The sequence below is a fragment of the Brevundimonas sp. Bb-A genome, assembly GCF_009394735.1.
Classification (GTDB): Bacteria; Pseudomonadota; Alphaproteobacteria; order Caulobacterales; family Caulobacteraceae; genus Brevundimonas; species Brevundimonas aurantiaca.
The window spans coordinates 49,235-66,603 of sequence record NZ_CP045456.1; the positions used below are offsets into that span (position 1 = coordinate 49,235).

Annotated in this window: 13 protein-coding genes and 1 other annotated feature; of the genes, 2 read left to right on the forward strand and 11 right to left on the reverse strand. The window is 68.9% G+C overall.

Translation table 11 applies throughout. The features are described from left to right. Both BSP_RS00255 and BSP_RS00260 read left to right on the forward strand, forming a co-directional pair. Positions 1-2,382, forward strand: coding sequence for an ATP-binding protein (locus BSP_RS00255; protein WP_227976001.1), 2,382 nt, complete (start codon positions 1-3; stop codon positions 2,380-2,382). An 82-nt stretch (positions 2,383-2,464) separates the two neighbouring features. After that, positions 2,465-2,528, forward strand: a sequence feature (sul1 is cis-regulatory element that is thought to sense ions involved in sulfur or methionine metabolism; They are found in Alphaproteobacteria). Positions 2,529-2,569: 41 nt separating this feature from the next. Then, entirely contained in the window at positions 2,570-4,045 is a 1,476-nt protein-coding gene (locus BSP_RS00260; RefSeq protein ID WP_227976120.1) for a SulP family inorganic anion transporter, read from the forward strand. 45 nt (positions 4,046-4,090) lie between these two features. Here BSP_RS00260 and BSP_RS00265 read toward each other — a convergent pair whose 3' ends face one another. The 11 genes from BSP_RS00265 to BSP_RS00315 all read right to left on the reverse strand — a co-directional run bounded on the left by BSP_RS00265 (position 4,091) and on the right by BSP_RS00315 (position 17,273). Beyond that, positions 4,091-5,287, reverse strand: a complete 1,197-nt coding sequence (locus tag BSP_RS00265; protein WP_152948890.1) for an acetyl-CoA C-acyltransferase — start codon at positions 5,285-5,287, stop codon at positions 4,091-4,093. An 84-nt stretch (positions 5,288-5,371) separates the two neighbouring features. Beyond that, complete coding sequence (locus tag BSP_RS16160) at positions 5,372-6,334, reverse strand: flavin reductase family protein (protein ID WP_194166987.1); 963 nt, start codon at positions 6,332-6,334, stop codon at positions 5,372-5,374. Between the two features lie 220 nt (positions 6,335-6,554). Further along, positions 6,555-7,931 carry a sulfite reductase subunit alpha gene (locus BSP_RS00275; protein WP_152948891.1) on the reverse strand — a complete coding sequence of 459 codons (1,377 nt, stop codon included), beginning with the start codon at positions 7,929-7,931 and terminating at the stop codon, positions 6,555-6,557. Next, on the reverse strand, positions 7,928-9,037 hold the full coding sequence (locus BSP_RS00280; protein ID WP_152948892.1) for an FAD:protein FMN transferase: 1,110 nt from the start codon (positions 9,035-9,037) through the stop codon (positions 7,928-7,930). Before BSP_RS00280 ends, BSP_RS00275 begins: the two co-directional genes overlap by 4 nt. Before the next feature lie 10 nt (positions 9,038-9,047). Beyond that, the gene (locus BSP_RS00285; RefSeq protein ID WP_152948893.1) at positions 9,048-9,848 is read right to left on the reverse strand and encodes a DUF4198 domain-containing protein; all 801 of its coding nucleotides are present in this window, start codon (positions 9,846-9,848) and stop codon (positions 9,048-9,050) included. Positions 9,849-9,859: 11 nt separating this feature from the next. Beyond that, positions 9,860-10,372 carry a DUF2271 domain-containing protein gene (locus BSP_RS00290; RefSeq protein ID WP_152948894.1) on the reverse strand — a complete coding sequence of 171 codons (513 nt, stop codon included), beginning with the start codon at positions 10,370-10,372 and terminating at the stop codon, positions 9,860-9,862. Between the two features lie 11 nt (positions 10,373-10,383). Continuing rightward, complete coding sequence (locus tag BSP_RS00295; protein WP_152948895.1) at positions 10,384-11,064, reverse strand: PepSY-associated TM helix domain-containing protein; 681 nt, start codon at positions 11,062-11,064, stop codon at positions 10,384-10,386. A gap of 72 nt (positions 11,065-11,136) precedes the next feature. Next, on the reverse strand, positions 11,137-13,194 hold the full coding sequence (locus BSP_RS00300) for a TonB-dependent receptor (RefSeq protein WP_152948896.1): 2,058 nt from the start codon (positions 13,192-13,194) through the stop codon (positions 11,137-11,139). Positions 13,195-13,288: 94 nt separating this feature from the next. Next, positions 13,289-13,975 carry a Fe2+-dependent dioxygenase gene (locus BSP_RS00305; protein ID WP_152948897.1) on the reverse strand — a complete coding sequence of 229 codons (687 nt, stop codon included), beginning with the start codon at positions 13,973-13,975 and terminating at the stop codon, positions 13,289-13,291. A 78-nt stretch (positions 13,976-14,053) separates the two neighbouring features. Further along, positions 14,054-16,432, reverse strand: a complete 2,379-nt coding sequence (locus tag BSP_RS00310; protein WP_152948898.1) for a TonB-dependent siderophore receptor — start codon at positions 16,430-16,432, stop codon at positions 14,054-14,056. Positions 16,433-16,523: 91 nt separating this feature from the next. Then, on the reverse strand, positions 16,524-17,273 hold the full coding sequence (locus BSP_RS00315) for a peptidase (protein WP_224764420.1): 750 nt from the start codon (positions 17,271-17,273) through the stop codon (positions 16,524-16,526). Positions 17,274-17,369 lie beyond the last annotated feature (96 nt).

Consider the following 17,369-nt stretch of genomic DNA (forward strand, 5'->3'; position numbering starts at 1 on the left):
ATGGAGCGGCGGCAGCAAGGACGGGGACGGCGCGCCTCCGACCACGCCCCCGTCGGCGCCCCGGCCTGGATCCGCATCGGCGTCCTGGTCCTGGCCCTGGGCGCGACCGGCTGTGTGCTGGTGATGTCGCGCCATCTGAGCCAGCCCAGCCGCGAAGTCCATCGTCTGCGTGATGAAAACCTGGCCTTGAACGCCCAGCTGGCCGCCAGCCGGATCGCCGTCCAGATCCAGGCCGCCCAGACCGGCTTCGACGCCGCCGCCCCCGTCCTGGGACAGGACGCCGCCCCCCTGGCGGCGGTCGAGGCGGCGCGACGCGCGGCCCCCGACGTCAGCTTTTCCGTAGTCGACACCTCGGGCGCCCTGGTGGCGGCGCAAGGGGCGCGCAAGCCCGGCGCCCTGACCCTGGCCGGACCCCAGGCGGGCGGGCGGCGGCTGGAGGCCCATGTGGCCCAGGACCTGCCGGCTGCGCCCCCCTATCGGATCGTCTCGGCCGCCGGACGCGTCCTGGCCTCGTCCCAGCCCGGCGAGGCGGGGCAATCGGCTGAAGCCCTGATCGGGGTGGAGCCCAAGGACCTGCCGTCCCTGACCACGCCCCGCGCCGCGCGGGGCGGCGGGGCGGTCGCGGCCGCGCCGATCGCGCCGGGCGGCCCCTATGTGACGGTGCTGGATCCCAAGGCCGAGGGCGGCGGGCTGCTGGACGAAGCCTGGGTGCTGATCGCCCCCGTGCTGCTGGGCCTGGGCGTGCTGATCCTCTATCTGATCCAGGGCCTGCGACGCGCCAGGGCCAGCCGGGAATGGGCCTCGTCCGAGAGGCGGTTCCGGGTCGCGGTCGAGGCGGCTCGGTGCGGCGTCTGGGAATGGGACCTGGCGGGCGAGGAAGTCACCCTGTCCGACTATATGGCGACCCTGCTCGGCTTCGAACGCGGCGGGGTCGTGCAGGCCGAAGACGTCATGGCCCGCATACATCCCCGTTTCCGCGACGAAGTCCGCCACGCCCTCGATCAGGCGGCAGCCTACGGCGCCTTCGAAGTCACCTTCCCCGTGGCGGCCGAGGACGGGCGCACCCGCTGGATCGACGCGCGGGGACAGGCCCGCGGCGCGCGCGGCGAGGTCGGCTTTTCCGCCATATTGGGCGTGGCCCTGGACATCACCGAGGCCCGCCGCGCCAAGGCGGCCGCCCAAGCCGCCGAAAGCCGCCTGCGTGACGGGGTCGAGAGCATTTCCGACGCCTTCGTCCTGTTCGACCGCCACGGCCGCCTGATCCTGTGGAACCAGGGCTTCGAGGACGCCTTCGCCTTCACCCCCGGCGTGGTCCGGCGCGGTGCGCTGAAGGACGAGCTGAACCGGATCGCCGCCCTGGCGATCAAGGCCGAACACGCCCCCTCCGACGGGCGGGCGGGCCTGCGCGAGGTCGAACTGCACGACGGCCGCTGGCTGCAGCTGGCCGAACGCTTCACCTCAGAAGGCGGCTCGGTCGTCACCGCCGCCGACATCACCGCCATCAAGCGCGAAGAGGCCGAACGCCGCCGCGCCGTCGAAGACCTGAGCCGCACCGTCGCCCAGCTGGAATCTAGCCAGGAGATGCTGTCCCAGCTGGCGCGCAAATATGAGATCGCCATGACCCGGGCCGAGGCCGCCAACCAGGCCAAGTCCGAGTTCCTGGCCAATATGAGCCATGAGCTGCGCACGCCGCTGAACGCCATCAACGGCTTTTCGGAGATCATGGCCGCCGAGCTGTTCGGTCCCATCGGGGATAAATACAAGGGTTACGCCGCCGACATACTGAAGTCGGGCCAGCATCTGCTCAGCCTGATCAACGACGTCCTGGACATGGCCAAGATCGAGGCCGGCAAGATGACCCTGCACTATGAGCCGGTGTCGCTTAAGGGGGTGTGCGAGGACGCGGTGCGGCTGATGCGGGGCAAGGTCCAGGAGGCGGACCTGACCCTGAGCGTCGTGGGCGAGGATCTGCCCGACATCGAGGCGGACCAGCGCGGACTGAAACAGGTGATGCTGAACCTGATCTCCAACGCGGTGAAATTCACCCCCGCCGGCGGACGGATCACCCTGACCCTGGCGGCGACGCAGGGCGAAGACGGTCAGGCGCGGGTCAAGGTCTCCTGCGCCGACACCGGCATCGGCATCGCCTCCGAAAATCTGGCCCGCCTGGCCCGCCCCTTCGAACAGGTCGAGGGCCAGCACTCCAAGACCACCCAGGGCACCGGCCTGGGCCTGGCCCTGACCAAGTCCCTGATCGAAATGCACGGCGGCCGCCTGATGCTGGAAAGCGAACCGGGCGTCGGCACGGTGGTCAGCTTCGACCTGCCGGTGAAACGGCCCGAGGGCACGGTGATGCCGATGAAACAGGCGTTCGCGGCCTAGGACCGACCGCGAGGACGGCTCGAAGACGGTCGGGCTTCGCCCTTGCTTCACGCGCGGCTTGAAGGCATGAGGGAGGCCTCACCTTGGACCTGTCCCTACAGCTAGGAGGCGGGTGGCTATCCTGACCGCCGATCCGTCAGGAAACCGACCCAAGCCTTGGGTCATCCCCACTGAAATCTCAATGACAATAGTTGCGTCCGTGCGCCAGCAATGGCTCGCCAACCCACGCCGTGATCTGCTGGCGGGGACCGTCGTCGCCCTGGCCCTGATCCCCGAGGCCATCGCCTTTTCGATCATCGCCGGGGTCGATCCGGCGGTCGGCCTGTACGCCAGCTTCGTGATCGCGGTGACCATCGCCTTCGTCGGCGGTCGCCCGGCCATGATCTCGGCGGCGACCGGCGCCATGGCCCTGCTGATGGTCGGGCTCGTGCGCGATCACGGGCTGGAATATCTGTTCGCGGCGTCGCTGCTGACCGGCGTGTTTCAGATCCTCATCGGCCTGATGAAGCTGGGTCGCTACATAAGGTTCGTCTCGCGCAGCGTGATGACCGGCTTCGTCAACGCCCTGGCGATCCTGATCTTCCTGGCGCAGATGCCTGAACTGATCGGCGCCGACTGGCAGACCTTCGCCCTGGTGGGCGCGGCCCTGGCGATCATCTACGGCTTCCCCAGGATCACAAGGGCGGTCCCGTCTCCGCTGGTCGCCATCGTCGCCGTCAGCGCCTTCGTGATCCTGACGGGGCTTGATGTCCGCACTGTCGGCGACATGGGCCAGATGCCCTCGGCCCTGCCGATGTTCCATATTCCGAACGTGCCGCTGACCTGGGAGACGCTGACCGTCATCGGTCCAGTGGCTGCGACCCTGGCCTTTGTGGGCCTGTTGGAAAGCCTGCTGACCGCCAATCTGTTGGACGACATCACCGACACGCCGTCGGACAAGGACCGAGAGACGCGCGGACAGGGCATGGCCAACATCGCCTCGTCCCTGTTCGGCGGCATGGCGGGCTGCGCCATGATCGGCCAGTCGATCATCAATGTGACCAGCGGAACCCGCGGACGCCTGTCCACCCTATGGGCCGGCCTGTTCCTGCTGTTTCTGATCCTGGTGCTTCAGGACTGGGTCGCCCGAATTCCCATGGCGGCTCTGGTGGCGGTGATGATCATGGTCTCGATCGGCGCCTTCGACTGGGGTTCAGTGTTGAAACTGCGCTCCACGCCGTTTCAGTCGTCTGTGGTGATGATCGCAACGACCGCGACGGTGGTCGTCACCCACGACCTGTCGAAGGGGGTGGTTCTGGGCGTGATCCTGTCCGCCGTCTTCTTCATGCGCAAGGTCGGCAAGACCGTTCGCGTGGAGGAGATCGAGACGTCGCAAGAGGGCGTGTTGCGATACCGGGTGACCGGCAATCTCTTTTTCGCCTCGGCCGACGTGTTCGCCGCCGCCTTCGAACATCACGGCCGACCGACCCGCGTCGAGATCGACATGACCGACGCCCATCTCTGGGATCTGACCGGCGTGGCCGCCGTGGACAAGGTCGTGTTCCGCTATCGCCGTCAGGGGGCGCAGGTCGACCTCATCGGAATGAATGAGGCCGGGCGGACCCTGATCGACAAGCTGGGCCGGCATGACAAGAGCCACCTGCCCGTCGGCGCCGCCCACTGAGCCTCTTCTCTCCGTCGGCGGACGATCGGTCGGTCCGCCCGCCCCTTATACCAGCTCCACCCCCATCGCCGTCGCCTCGCCGCCGCCGATGCACAGGGCGGCCATGCCCCGGGTCTTGCCGCGGGCCTTCAGGGCCGACAGCAGGGTGGTCAGGACGCGGGCGCCGGATGCGCCCAGCGGGTGGCCCAGGGCGCAGGCGCCGCCGTTGACGTTGATCTTGTCGTGGGGGACGCCCAGCTCCTGCATGGCGATCATCGGCACGATGGCGAAGGCCTCGTTGACCTCCCACAGATCGACGTCCTCAGGCGTCCAGCCGGCCTTCTTCAGCGCCTTTTGCAGGGCGAAGACCGGGGCGGTGGTGAACAGGCTGGGTTCGTGGGCGTGGGCGGCCTGGGCGACGACGCGGGCGATGGGGGTCAGACCCAGGGCCTGGGCCGTGGACTGGCGCATCATCACCAGGGCGGCCGCGCCGTCCGAGATGGAGGCGGCCGAGGCGGCGGTGATCGTGCCGTCCTTGCCGAAGGCGGGCTTCAGATTGGGGATCTTGGACGGGTCGGACTTGGTCGGCTGTTCGTCGCGGTCCACGACCACCACCCCCTTGCGCGTCTTGACCTCGACCGGGGTGATCTCGGCGTCGAAGTCGCCGCTGTCCTGGGCGCGCTTGGCCCGGCCGGCGCTTTCGACCGCATAGGCGTCCTGCTGTTCGCGGGTGAACTGATAGGCCTTGGCCGTGTCCTCGGCGAACTGGCCCATCAGCTTGCCGGGCTCATAGGCGTCCTCCAGACCGTCCAGATACATGCTGTCGGAAATGACGTCATGGCCGATGCGGGCGCCGCCCCGGTGCTTGTGCATCAGATAGGGGGCGTTGGTCATGGACTCCATGCCGCCCGCCACGATCACCTCGGCCGAGCCGGCCAGCAGGGCGTCGTGGGCCATCATGGCCGCCTGCATGCCCGAGCCGCACATCTTGTTGATCGTGGTCGCCTCGGCCGAGATCGGCAGGCCCGCGCCCAGCCCCGCCTGACGCGCCGGCGCCTGGCCCAGGCCGGCGGGCAGGACGCAGCCCATGATGATCTGTTCGACCTTGTCCGGCGCCAGGCCCGCCCGCTCCAGCGCCGCCTTCACCGCCGCCGCGCCCAGGTCGGTGGACTTGGCGTCCGACAACACGCCCTGGAATCCGCCCATCGGGGTTCTGGCGTAGGAGACGATGACGACGGGATCTTGGGCGGGATCGGGGGACATGGCGGGCTTCCTCTTGATTTGGCGCCTGAGATAGCGATCCGACCGCCCGTTGTGAACCGGGATGCGAACCGGGTCGGGCGCGGCTCAGGCGAAATGGAGCCGCCGGTAACGGCCCCGGAAATAGAGCAGGGGATCGCGGCGCGGCTCGAACCGGGCGCGCGTGACCCGGCCGATGAAGACCAGATGATCCCCCGCCTCGACCACCTGATGGGTGGCGCATTCGAAACTGGCCAGAGAGCCCGACAGTATGGGGGCGCCGGTGTCCCAGCTCTCCCAGGCGACGCCGTCGAACCGTTCGGCCGACGACCGGGCGAAAACGCCCGACATCGGCTGCTGGCCGATGTGCAGGACGTTGATGGCGAAATGCTCGGCCCGCCGGAACCGCTCCAGATTGGACGAACTGCGCGCCAGGCAGAACAGGATCAGGGGCGGGTCCAGCGACACCGAGGAGAAGGAGTTGGCGGTCAGCCCCACCGGCTGGCCCTGTTCATCCAGAGTGGTGACCACCGTGACCCCGGTGGCGAAACAGCCCAGGGCGTCGCGCAGGGTCCGGGCGTCCGACCCGGCCTGATAATGCAGGGCCTGGCGCGGCGCATGGCGTTCCAGAAAGCCCAGCAGCGCCGCCTCGGTCGCCTCGCCCGCCGGTTCGGCTTCCAGATCGAGCCGCGGCAGGTCTGCGGGCGTCGCCGCATCCGGCGCCGCCCCGACGACGATCAGACAGCTGACCAGGGCCGGACCGGTCACGACCAGGGCCGGATGGACCGCCGCCAGGGTCTGGGCCGAACACAGTACGGCGGGTCGGGACGACAGTTCGGTCAAAAGGGCGCGCAGGGCGACCGCCGCCCCCTCCCCGTCCGCCTCGTCCAGCGGGGCCAGCAACACGTGACGCCCGGCCTCCACCAGGGCCCGCACCCACCGTCGCCCGTCCGCCGACAGCCGCTCGGGCGAACCGATCAGCAGGACGACCGGGTCCTCGGGATCGCCCAGACCTTGGACGTTCAGACCTTGGACGTCCAGGCCTCCGATCCGGGGCGGCGATTCAGTCATGAGGCGAGGCGGTCCAATCGGAAACGAAAGGCGTCTTTTAGGGGAAGTCCGCCCTCGGACGCCACGATTTACGACGCCGTCCCCGATTCGGATCATCCGGCGTCCAGCGAGGCCGTGGCGAAGGCGAACAGCCGGTCGACGGCCCGGCGGCGGGTATTCGACGGCGCCGCTTCCGGTTCGGTCGGGCAGACGCAGCAGTCGGGCGGCGCTGATCTCCTTTTCAGTAGACGTCCCGGCGATAGCGGCCGTCCTCCAGCAGGGTCAGCAGGGCCTCCGCGCCCAGCGCCGCCTCCAGGGCTGCATGGACCCCCTGGGACATCCCCTCCAGACTGCCGCAGACATAGAGGGCCGCGCCCCGGTCCACCCAGGCGCGGACGTCCGGCGCCGCCGCCGCGACCAGATCCTGCACATAGCGGCCGTCGCTGGGATCGCGCGAGAAACACCGGTCCAGCCGGGTCAGAACGCCGGACGCCAGCCAGGCCTGAAGCTCGGCGTCGAAGAAGGCGTCGTGGGCCTGGGTCCGTTCGCCGAACATCAGCCAGGCGCCGCTCCCCTGGCCCCCGTCTTGGGCCGCGCGGGCCTTCAGATGGGCCCTCAGCCCCGCGATCCCCGTGCCGTTGCCGATCAGGATCATCGGCGTCTGATCCTCCGGGCCGTGGAAGCTGCGGTTGGTCCGCACCCGCATGTCGATGGTTGCGCCCAGAGCCAGGTCCTGGGTCAGCCGCCCCGAGGCCAGGCCGGGCGTCCCGTCCGGCCGGCGCATCAGCCGCACCACCAGTTCGACCCGTCCGTCCGCCTGAATGGAGGCGATCGAATATTCGCGCGCGCCCGGCGTCACGCCGTCGCGTTCGGGCAGCCCCACCTCGGCGATGTCCCCGGCGGACCAGGGCGGCGCCGTCCCGACCGGCTCCAAGACCAGATGATAGGCTTCGCCGCCCGGACTGCCGGGATTGATCAGGGTCCGCTGCGTCAGCCGCCAAGGCTCATAGGCGGGCGGGGTCCAGTCGGGGGCCGTGGCCCGACCGGTGATCTGGTTCAACTGATGCTGCCAGTGGCGCACGGCGCCCGCGTCCCCGGCGTCCACCTCCACCAGATCGAACAGGGGCTCGGCGCCCGAGCGCCTCAGCCAGCCGTCCACCGCATGGCCGAAGCCGCAGAACTGATCATAGCTGCGGTCGCCCAGGGCCATCAGGCCGAACCGAAGCCCGCCCAGGTCGGCCGGCGCCCCCATGGCCTTTCGCACCAGCCGCGCGGCGCTGTCGGGCGGATCGCCTTCACCCGTCGTCGAGACGATCAGCAGGGCCCGGCCCGCCGCCTTCAGCGTCGCCAGGTCCAGGTCCGCAAACGACAGGACCCGCGCCCCCAAGCCGCCGTCCTGCAAGGCTCGGGCGGTCATCCAGGCCAGTTCCTCGGCCAGTCCCGTCTGGCTGGCGAAGGCCACAAGCACCGTCTCCTCCCCGTCTCCGGCCAGGGCCTCGGAGCGGGCGCGCGCCGCCGCCTTCGCCCGGCGCTCGCGCCAGACGATCAGGCCGATCAGGACCAGCCAGAGGCCGACGGCCGCCAGGGCCAGAAGCCAGCGGGACGGATCGTTCGTCACCCCGGCGCCGCCTCCGCCCCATCCTCCATCATGGCCTTGAAGGCCGGGCTCATCCGCTCGACCAGGCCGCGCGGCGTGCGTTCGACGAACAGGGCGGCCAAACCGATCGCTTCAGCGTACTCCGGCCCCTCGAACGGCCCCATGACCGTCAGGGCGCTGGCGTAGGCGTCGGCCTTCATGGCCGAGGCGTGCAGCACGGTGACCGAGGCCAGATTGTTGCTGACCGGCCGCCCCGTCGATCCGTCGATCGTATGAGGATAGAGCCGCCCCTCATGGCGGAAGGCGCGGCGATAGTCGCCGCTGGTCGCCATGGCCAGGTCGAACAGGGCCGCCACCGTGCGGGGCGAGGCGTCGCCCTCCGCCCGCTCGATCTCCACCCACCAGGGCTGGGCGTCAGGCTTGACCCCGCGCCCCTTCAGCTCTCCGCCGATCTCGACCAGGTGCGAGGTCGCGCCCAGGGCCGTCAGGGCGTCCGACACCCGGTCCACCGCATGGCCCTTGGCGATGCCGGACAGGTCCAGCTTCATTCCGCCCGGCTGCATCAGGCCGCGCGCCTCGCGGTTCATCCGCAGCCGTCCCCAGCCGCTGACCTTCAGGGCCGCCTCGACCTCTTCGTCGCTGGGCAGGGGCAGAAGGGCGCCGCGCGGTCCCGGCGGGCCGAAACCCCACAGATCGACCAGGGCGCCCAGGGTCGGATCGACCGCCCCATTGGTCTCGTCGCCCAGGTCCATGGCCGCATCGACCAGGTCCCAGAACGGCTGGGACACCGCCCACATGCCGGGCGGGGCGGCGTTGAACCGGCTGATCTCGCTGGACGGCTCCCACGGGCTGAACAGGGCCACGACCGTCGCCAGCTCCCGCTCGATCGCCTCGCGCAGGGCCGCCTCGGTCAGGCCGCGCGGCCCGATGGCGCGCACGCTCCAGCTCGTGCCCATGGTCCGGCCGTCCAGCGCCTGGATATGATCGCCGGGCGGCCGGGGCGGCGGCCCCTCGACCGGCGGGATCAGGACGCGGTTGTCGACCCGGTCCGCAAGCGGAACCGGGTCTCCCAGGGTGAGGACGGGCGGGGCGGCGCGCGAACCGCGCGAAAAGGGCGTGTCGGACATGCCCAGCGGCTTAGGGCAGGACTTCCATCACCGCCACATAGTTGGCGTTCGATCCCAGGGTTTCGCCCTGGGCCGGGGTGCGGACCGAGGCGTTCAGCCAATACATGCCGGCCTCGGGCCAGGTGACGGTGAAGACGCCGTCGGCGCCGGTCTTGACCGTCATCTCCTCGGGATTGTCGCGATAGCGCAGGCCGCCGCGCGCGACGGTCACGTCCAGGTCGGCGGCGGGCTGGCCGTCCTTCAACAGTTTGAAGCTGGCGGCCTCGCCGGCGACCAGATCGTTCGGATGGGTCACGGGGACCAGCTCCAGTCCCTCGCCCGTGGTCTTGAACACGGTGTCGGTCGGATTGTTCAGGGTGACGAAGGTTTCGATCCGGCTGGCGGTGCGGGTCGCCTGGACGTCGGTCGCGCCTTCGGGCAGGGCGGCCGGATATTCGGCTGCGGTTCCACGCCAGCGCTTCTGTTCGCCGTTCAGGGTGTAGATGGCCATGACGCCGCCCATGACGTTGGCGACCTTATAGGTGCCGTTCTGCGTCAAATGGACGTCGAAGGTGGTGCGGTACTGGGCCTGCATCAGATGTTCGGGCTGGACGGTCGAGCCGTCGGGCGCCGTCACCACCAGACCGGTCATCCGCATGGCGGCGTGGTCAGGGATGAAGACCCCGTTGGACATGCCCGCATCGAAACCGACCCAGGCGTCGGCGCCCGACAGGCTGGTCGAGGTCGGCGCCATCCAGGCGCGGTGCGCCTGGGCGGCCAGGGGCGCGGCCAGGGCGGCGGCGAAGGCCAGAAGCGCGACGGTCTTTTTCATGGGTCTGTTCCTCAGCGAGAGACGGTGACGCGCACGGCGCCCAGTTCGGTGGAGCCGGAGGCGTCGGCGGTATTGGCCCCGCCCCAGCGGAAGGGCACGCGCACCACCTCGCGCCCGCCCAGTTCGCGCGCCGCCTCGACCACCAGATTGTACTGGCCGGGCTGAAGCCCGCGCAGACGGGCGGCGGGGACGTTGACGGTCTGGCGGCCCGGCGCGCGGGTGGCGCCCGAAATCCCGTCGGCGGGCAGGCTCATGGCCCGGCCGCCCTTGCGCCACCAGGTGCGCAGGTCCTTCAGCCAGTCCTTGCCGTCGCCCTCATTGTTGCGGGTCTGCTGGTACCAGACCGCCAGGGTCTGGACCGCCGTCTGATCCGGCCGCTCGATCCAGACCGCCACATAGGGCCGGTGATAGGAGGCGGTGTTCAGCCGCGGCACCTCGACCGTGACCGACAGATCCGCCGCCAGGGCCGGGGCGGCGGCCAGGGTCAGGCCGGCGGTGGTGACGACGATGGGGAGAAGACGCATCCGTTACACTCTCAATGGATGAAGATCAGGGCGATGACGACGGGGATCAGCAGGCCCAGCGCCGCCAGGGGCCAGGTGGAGGGACGGCCGCGTGCATGCAGCCACATCAGCCCCAGCCCCGTCACCGCAAAGATGACGCAGGCGACGGCGAAGACGTCGATGAACCAGAACCAGACCGCGCCTGCATTCCGCCCCTTATGCAGGTCGTTCAGATAGGCGATCCAGCCGCGCGTGGTCTTTTCATGGACCGCCTCGCCCGTCGCCCGGTCGATGGTCAGCCAGCCGTCGCCGCCGGGGATCGGCAGGGCGACATAGATCTCCTCGGGCGTCGTCTCGGTCGGCCGCCCGGCGATCTGAACCTTCAGGGCCTCGGCCGACCAGCGGGCGACGGCGTCGGGAACCGGTTCGGTCGTCTCCTGCGGATAGGCCGAAAGCCGTTGCAGCAGGGGCGCCGGCAGGGTGGCGGTCTGTTCGACCGTCACCGGCTCGGCCGGAATGGAGGCCGCATGGTTCAGGGTGATGCCCGTGACCGCGAACAGGATCATGCCGACCAGGCTGACGGCCGCCGAAATCCAGTGCCAGGAATGCAGCTGCTTCAGCCAGAAGGACCGCGCGCCGTTCAGCGCAGCCTTCGGCTTTTTCGCGCCCCTTGAGGTCGGCTCGATCTGGTTTTGTGCGGCGAGTTCAGTCACGGAACGGCTGTGCCACTGTTGCGAACCGTTTTCAATAGCAAGCGATGCGGCGAATTTGTCGCGCAGAGATCGTCAGTAGCTGAACCTGACCCCGGCCCGCACCGTGCGCGGGGGGCCGTAGCCCGCAACGTCGGACCCGGTCATAGACACCTCCACATCCGCGTCGAAAGCATTGTCGACGGCGGCCCAGATCATCACCCCGTCCCCGGCCGACCATTCCGCGCGGGCGTCCAGGGTGACGGCGGGGTCCAGGGTGCGGCTGTTCAGATCATCGTCGAACCGGGCCGATTCATAGCGCGCGGCCAGACCCAGGGTCAGCCGATCCGTCGCCCGCCAGTCGACGCCCGCCGTCGCGCTCCATTCCGGCGCCTGGGCCGGACGCAGGCCCGTCAGCTGCGGCGCCGCCGTCCCGCCGTCCACCTCGGCGTCGGTCCAGGACAGGGCGGCGTTCAGCGCCAGGGCCTCGGTCGCCCGGACCGAACCGTTCAGCTCCAGGCCCCAGGCTTTGATCGTGCCGGCGTTCTGGCGTTGGCGCAGCACGCCGCCCGCCGGCACGAAACCCGCGCGCGGGAAGGTCGCCGGTCCCTCGCCGATCGTCACATTGACGATGGCGTCCTCGATCTCGTTCCAGAAGACGGTCGCCCCCCAGGCGACGCCGCTCCGGTCGAAGGCCAGGCCCGTCTCGATCCCGCGCAGGGTCTCGGGCTCCAGCCCCGAATTGGCCTCGGTGATGTCGTTGCCGACCCGGAAAGGCCGGTGCAGTTCGTTCAGGGTCGCGGGCCGAAAGCCGGAATAGGCCGCCGCCCGCCAGGCGTAACCCTCGCCCAGCCAGGCGGCCAGATCGCGCCGCGCCGCCAGTCGCGCGCTGACCACCTCGCCCGACCGGTCCTCGTCGGTCTCGTCCAGGATCGGCGCCCCGGTCGCCAGCGTGTATTCGTAGCGAAAGCCCGCCTCGTTCTTCCACCGGTCGTAGCGCAGACCGCCCGCGACCAGCCAGTCCCCGCCGGTCCACGACCCGTCCACATAGGCCCCGGCCACCGAGGTCTCGCCGCCCGCGCGCCGTCCCCGCGCGAAGCCCGCGCCGGTGGGATTGCTGAAGAACTCATTGGTCTCACCCTCGTTGAAGCGGGCGTCGGCGCCGACCTCCCACTCCAGCCGGCCGCCCGCGATCTCGGCCACGCGACGGCGCAGGGCCGCGTTCAGCCCCCAGCCGGTCGCCGGGGTCTTATACTGATCATTGGCCGGGGTTGTGGTTGATCGATCCGCCGCCACCGAGGCCGAGCTGTTGGCGAAGTCGCTCTCGATCCGCCAGGCCTGCAGCCGCCAGCCGTAGCCGTCGACGGTAGGCGCCTTGGCGGCCGTGGCGCTGAGGCTGTGGCCGCTGGCGTTTGACCGGGCGTTCAGCAGACCGGAGCCCCGATCCTCCTCCCAGGTCGCCGCGCGCAGAGACAGGTTCGCCCCTTCCAGATTCACTCCGTCCAGCGGCGCATCGACCCGCAGGGCGGCGCTGCGGCTGTCCAGGTCCAGCGGCTGATCCGCCGCACCGGCCGCCGCACCGCGCACGGGCGTATAGCCGTCGCTGGTCTCATACAGGCCCGACAGGGTCACGCCGACCGGACCCAGCATGGTCGATCCCGAGCCCGCCGCCCGCGCCCCGCCGCGCTCGGCCACCGACAGGTCCAGCACTCCGCCGCCGGCCCGCTCCGTCAGGCCGATGACGCCGGTCAGGGCCCCGGCGCCGTAGGGCCCCGCGCCCGCGCCGCGCACGACGTCCACCCGCTCCAGCGATTCCGGCGCGACCTCGGACCAGATCACCCAGCCGCCGAACGGATCGTTCAGCGGGACTCCGTCCAGGGTCATCAGGGTCCGCCCTGCGCCGGACGGGGCGATGGCCCGCAGGGAAATCCCCTGGGTCGTCGGATTGGCGGCCAGGCTGGAGGTGCGGCGGAACAGGGACACGGCGGGCACGGTCCGCAGGGCCTCGTCCAGCCGGACGGACCGCTCCAGCACGGTTTGATCCAGCCGAACCACCGAAAAGGCGGCGTCGGCGGCGGCGGGCGGCAGACGGGCCGCCGTCACCGTGATTTCAGACAATTGGGCGGGCGGAGCGGGGGGCGCGTCTTGGAACATCCCGGTCACAATAGACCAGCCCCGCCTTGGTTCAGCCCTGCGACCTTATAAAGCGGACTGCGACCCTGGGGTCACAGACGGGGCGGTCGGGACGTCACACCTCGGACCAGCGCCGCAGAAGATTGTGATAGACGCCGGTCAGTTCGATCACCGCCTGATCCTTCGGCCCCTTCTCCAGGGCCACGCGCTGGGTCGCCACGTCCAGGCGGAACAGCATCTCGCGATCGCCGTCGTCCCGGATCAGGCTCTGCATCCACATGAAGGACGAGACCCTCGCCCCGCGCGTCACCGGCATGACCTTGTGCAGGCTCTTGGACGGATAAAGCACCAGATCCCCGGCCGGCAGCTTGACCGACTGCGGCCCGTACATCTCCTCGATGATCAGCTCGCCGCCGTCATAGTCCTCGGGCTCGGACAGGAACAGGGTCGCCGACAGGTCGCTCCGTATACGGATTGACCCGCTGCCCCGCTGCTGGCGGATGGCGTTGTCCACGTGCAGGCCGAACTCGCCCCCGCCCTCATAGCGGTTGAACAAGGGCGGAAAGATCGTGTGCGGCAGGGCGGCGGCGACGAACATGGGATTGGCGTTCAAGGCCTGGACGATCAGGGCCGAGACCTCCTTGGCGATGTCGGAGTCTTCCGGCAGCTGCTGGTTCCGCTTGGCCGTCGCCGACTGATGGCCCGAGGTCATGTTTCCGTCGGCCCACGGTCCGGCGTCCAGCCGCTCGCGCAGCGCCTTCACTTCGGCCTTGGAGAAGACTTCGGGGATTTGCAGCAGCACGTCGCTCTCGCTGGAAAAGAGAAAGGCGGCCCCGCCGGAAGGACGGAGCCGCCAGTTATAGGCCGGGGATAGAGGCCTTTAGAAGCGCAGGTTCAGGGCCAGGATGGCCTGACGCGCCGGAGCGGGGTCGGCATGGTGAACCCCGTTGGTCCGCATGATGTATTCCTCGTCCGTGGCGTTCTTGACGTTCAGCTGCAGGCTGGCGCGGTCCGAAAGGTCATAGGTGGCGAAGGCGTCAACGCGGGTCCATTCGGGCGCATAGACGCGGTTGTTCCCGCCGCCGGCCCCGCCCTGGTTTCCGCCCCAGGACTTGGAGGTGTAATAGACGCCGCCGCCTATCGTCAGTTTGGGCAGCAGGCGATAGGTGGTGAACAGGCTCGCGCTGTTCTTGGGCGTATTGGCTAGGGGCAGGCCTTGCAGCGGATTGACGCTTGCGACCGGCGGCGTGCCCGACACGACCACGGCCGCCTTGGTCAGCTCGGAGTCCATGTAGGTATAGCCGCCGAACACGGTCCACTTCGGCGTGATGCTGCCTGACACGCCCAGTTCGAAGCCGTTGACCTCGACCTCGCCTTCCTGACGGAAGATGTTCGGCTCGACCAAGATCAGGGCGTTCTTGCGGGTCAGATGGAAGGCGGCCGCCGACAGGGCGAGACGGTCGTTCAAGACATTGGCCTTGGCGCCGATCTCGAAGCTTTCGGTGTCTTCCGGATCCAGAACGGTGTTGGCGACGCCATCGACCGTGCCCGTGCCGCCCGAGGCGTTCTGGTCGCCCGCCGAAATGGTCGGCGGCGTCGAGGAGGTGGACCAGGACGCATAGACGCTGCTGTTCTGCGTCGGCTTGAACACGAGACCGACCTGATAGTTGGTGAACTCCCAGGTCTGTTCCGGCACGACGGTGTAGCCCATGACGTTCCAGACGCCAGCCGTGGACGAAGGCGAACCCAAAACGGCGTTCACGCCCTTGACCGAATATTGGTCCCAGCGAACGCCCAGGTTCAGGATCAGTCGGTCGGTCAGGGTGATGCTGTCGTTGGCGTAGACGCCAATGGCCTCGGTCGTATTCGAACTGGTCGGACCGCGATTGATCACGCCGGTCCAGGAGTCTTCGGGGTTGGGATTATACACCGGGGTGCAGTCGCCGGCGCCCGAGGCGCCTGTGGCGATCGGATAGGTTCCCGACACGGGCGTCAGACCCGTCGGACAGGCCGCGCCGGAGGTGGTGTAGGTCGAATAGGTGGCGTTCTTGTTATGCTCGCGCGACAGCTCCACGCCGACGTCATAGCTGTGCTTGATCGAACCGGTGGCGAACTGGCCGAAGACATCCGTCACATTGGCCAGGGTGGTGACGGGGTTCCAGCGGGTCTTGGTCCCCCGCTTCATCCAATAGGTCCCGTCGGCCGCGCGGCCGACATAGCCGCCGTCGCCGGGGTTGGTGACGATGTAGTCGTTCAGCGTCTCCGCATAGCGGCTGACGTTGCGGATCGTCAGAAGGTCGCTGAAGCGGTGCTCGGCCTTGAAGGTGAAGCTGTCGACCTCATTGGTCAGATAGTCGCGCGCCTTCAGCCCGTAGAAGCTGCCATAGGGGACGTCCAGCACGCCGGACTCGGTCGTGCGCGACTGGATCTTGGTGAACAGCGGAATGCCGTAGTCCGGCGTCTGATCGCTGGTCAGATGATAGTAGCTGAAGACCATGGACGAGCCGGTTCCCAGGCCCGCGCCCAGGCTGACGCCCAGGCCCCATTTGTCGTAATCGACGCTGTCGCGACCGGGCACGTCGCCCTGGGCGCCCATCAGATTGATCCGCAGGGCGGCGGTTTCACCCAGCGGCATATTGGCGTCGATCGTGCCGCGGACGTAGCCGTCCGTCCCGACACCGGCGCTGAAGTTGTTGAAGGCGTTCAGCTTCGGGGATTTGGAGCTCAGATTGACGCTGCCCCCGCCGGAGCCCCGGCCGGAATAGACGGCGTCCGGCCCCTTGATCACCTCGACCTGTTCCAGGTTGAACACTTCACGCTGCTGGCCGCCCGTATCCCGCAGACCGTCGACGAAGATGTTGTTGCCGGACGACTGGCCGCGGATGAAGGGACGGTCCGCCAAGGGCTGACCGCCCTCGCCGGCGCCGAAGGTGATGCCGGGCGAATTCTGCAACAGGTCCTGCAGCGACGAGGCCGCCGTCTGTTCGATGATCGCCTGGGGAATGACGGTCACGGCGCGGGGCGTATCAACCAGGGGCGCGACGAATTCGGGACTGACCGGCGCAGGCTTCTTCAGCTGGCCGTTGACGTCGATCGTACCCAGGTTGGCGGGCTGTTGTTGCTGATCCGCGGTGACGACCACGCCGTCTTCGGCGGTCGCGTCAGCGGCGAGGGCGAGGGCGGGGGCGGCGACCAGCATGCCGGCGGCGCTGGAGGCGAAGAGAAGCGCGCGAAGGGAGGCGGCGCGAGAGTCGGACATGTTTTGGCGACCTTTTGGTCTGATTTTGCGATGCGGTCGCAATAACCAGCTTCATCGGGTCGCACAAGAGCGATTGCGAGCGGGTCGCAACTTAATTCGAGACGACGCTGATCGGGCGAGACGGCGCCGTCTGCGCGCCCAGATCAAGCCAGTTCGGCGCCGGCATGGCCTGGTGCGCCGCAGCCAATGCCTCCGACCACCGCCGGCCCAGATCGCGGAAATAGGGATCATCGGCCTCCAGCCGACGCTCCATCCCCGACAGATTGTCGCGGCGGATCACGATCAGATCCAGCGGCGGCCCCACGGCGATGTTGGAGCGAATGGTCGAGTCAAACGAGATCAGCCCCAGCTTCACCGCCTCGGACAGCGGGGTGTCGGAATGCAGGGCTCGGTCCAGGATCGGCTTGCCGTATTTCAGCTCGCCGATCTGCAGATACGGCGTGTCGGCCCCGCATTCGATGAAATTGCCCTGGCCGTAGATCAGATACAGCCCCATCTTGCCGCCCGCGATCTGGCCGCCCAGCAGCATGGAGGCGTTGACGTTCAGGGCGTCGGCGGTGGGCGAGGCGGGGGTGTTGATCGTCGCCCGGACCGTGGCCATCGCATGGCCCAGGATCTGGGCGGCGCGGAACAGGGTCGGCGCGGTCTCAAGCGTCTCAGGCCCGGTCGAATCCGGCAGCTTGACCCCTTCGGCGACCATGGCCAGGGCCGTCTGGGTGACCGACAGATTGCCCGCCGTCGCCACGGCCAGCACCCGCTCGCCGGGCCGCTTGAACACATGCAGCTTGCGATAGGACGAGATGTTGTCCACGCCCGCATTGGTGCGGGTGTCGGCGATCATCGCCAACCCCTCCTTCACCAACATGCCTACGCAATAGGTCACTGTCCCCTATCCGCTCCCCGTTCCGCGAATCCGCAGACGCTAACAGATTCCCGC